Below are 1509 nucleotides of genomic sequence, written 5' to 3'. Positions count from 1 at the left end.
TGAATCGGTTACACTTGGTTGGACAGATTTTATAAGGTCAATTAAACTTAATCTAATAAATATGAGGAGAATTAATATGACCAGACGAGAAAGAAGAAATTTCACCAGGGAATTTAAAGATCAAATTGTTCAACTTTATGTATCTGGCAAACCACGAACGGAAATTATCAAGCAATATGATCTAACACCATCTGCATTCGACAAGTGGGTTCGTCAACAACGAACCAGTGGTTCTTTCGAAGAAAAAGATAACCGAACTCCAGAACAAGAAGAATTACTCCGTTTAAGAAAAGAAAACCAACAGCTTGCGATGGAAAATGATATTTTAAAGCAAGCCGCGCTGATCATGGGACGAAAGTAGATGTGATAAGAAACAACAGTCACAAATACTCGGTATCAGCAATGTGCAACGTCCTTCAAATTTCAAGAAGTACCTATTACTACGAAGCTAAAAGCCGTAATAACCAAGAAGAAGAATTAACAAAACTCATCATTCAAATCTTCAAAGAGAGTAAAAATATATATGGACAAAGGAAAATCAAGGTGGAGCTTAAAAAGCTGGATTGGACTGTATCCCGTCGTCGAATCCGGCGAATCATGGAGGAACAAGGATTAGTATCCAAGTATACCGTCGCCCAGTATAAGCCTTCTAAGAAAGCTTGTAATGAGTCAAGCATTGGAAATACATTAAACCGAGAGTTTAAACAGGAACAAGAATTAAAGGTTGTTGTCAGTGATTTGACTTATGTTCGAGTTCACCAGAACTGGCATTACATATGTATTCTTGTAGATTTATATAACAGGGAAATCATTGGTCACAGTGCAGGTCCCCATAAAAATGCAGAGCTAGTTAAGCGCGCATTTTCAAGAGTTCCGTACAACTTATTCGAACTCGAATTATTCCATACCGATCGAGGTAGTGAGTTTAAGAACCGACTTATTGACCAAGCATTAAAAACCTTCGGTATAGAAAGGTCTTTGAGTGAAAAAGGAACACCATATGATAACGCTGTAGCAGAAGCGACGTTCAAAACAATTAAGACTGAATTTATTAACGGACGAGTTTTCTTCAGTCAGGAAGAGCTAGACTTGGCATTATTTGATTATGTTCATTGGTTTAATAACATCCGAATTCATGGATCGCTTGGTTATCTGACTCCCCTTGAATATAAACAACAGAAAAAAGCCGAAAAAGCAGGCACTCTAACCTAAAACGAGCTTAATTAAAACGTATATGCACAGAGCCGCCCGAAGGGATAACCTTTGACAACTGTGCCCACTTACCAGATACGGTGGAAGGGGTCGGGGCCCCACCGCCCGTATCTGGATAAGTGGCGGGTTCGTGGTATCCTATGCATGGTGGCGGATAGGTAAATAGCTTATTTTTTCCAGCCACCAGCAAATGCACACCACGAGCCCAAGCAGTTGTCAAAGGCGGCGTACAATAGATTCGAGAAGTATATCATAACACCTTAAAAAATTTGTCCAATTTAGTGTTGACATACCATG

The 1509-nt window shown here is 39.3% G+C and carries 1 protein-coding gene; it reads left to right on the top strand.

The annotated features are described in order from the left end of the window. Positions 1-76: 76 nt before the first annotated feature. A protein-coding gene (locus tag KQ486_RS13955; protein ID WP_216687989.1) for an IS3 family transposase occupies positions 77-1212 on the top strand; the annotation gives its coding sequence in 2 pieces (ribosomal slippage) (positions 77-326 and positions 326-1212; 1137 coding nt in all). Positions 1213-1509: the final 297 nt, after the last annotated feature.

Origin of the sequence: Allobacillus halotolerans (assembly GCF_018967645.1) — a bacterium.
Classification (GTDB): Bacteria; Bacillota; Bacilli; order Bacillales; family Alkalibacillaceae; genus Allobacillus; species Allobacillus halotolerans.
The sequence above is the reverse complement of the archived record's forward strand: the minus strand, read 5'-3'. Positions and strand labels throughout refer to the sequence as shown.